Annotated in this window: 1 protein-coding gene and 1 pseudogene; both read right to left on the bottom strand. The window is 45.3% G+C overall.

Annotated features, from left to right (window positions below; all coding sequences use genetic code 11):
• A pseudogene (locus tag SB786_RS36020) lies at positions 1-181 on the bottom strand (lysozyme); the annotation flags it as partial.
• Positions 165-269 (bottom strand): hypothetical protein, encoded by a 105-nt coding sequence (locus tag SB786_RS36015; RefSeq protein WP_227860379.1) that lies wholly within the window; start codon positions 267-269, stop codon positions 165-167. The gene SB786_RS36015 and the pseudogene SB786_RS36020, both read right to left, overlap by 17 nt.
• Positions 270-285: the final 16 nt, after the last annotated feature.

The following is a 285-nucleotide window of genomic DNA, read 5'->3' as shown; positions in this document are numbered from 1 at the left end:
ATTTGAGTTTTGGGTTTAGCGTGACAAGTTTGCGAGGGTGATCGGAGTAATCAGTGAATAGCTCTCCGCCTACAATGACGTCATAACCATGATTTCTGGTTTTCTGACGTCCGTTATCAGTTCCCTCCGACCACGCCAGCATATCGAGGAACGCCTTACGTTGATTATTGATTTCTACCATCTTCTACTCCGGCTTTTTTAGCAGCGAAGCGTTTGATAAGCGAACCAATCGAGTCAGTACCGATGTAGCCGATAAACACGCTCGTTATATAAGCGAGATTGCTA

The sequence above is a fragment of the Burkholderia sp. SIMBA_062 genome (genome assembly GCF_046534765.1).
Lineage (GTDB): Bacteria > Pseudomonadota > Gammaproteobacteria > Burkholderiales > Burkholderiaceae > Burkholderia > Burkholderia ambifaria.
This window is presented reverse-complemented; position numbering and strand designations above follow the sequence as displayed.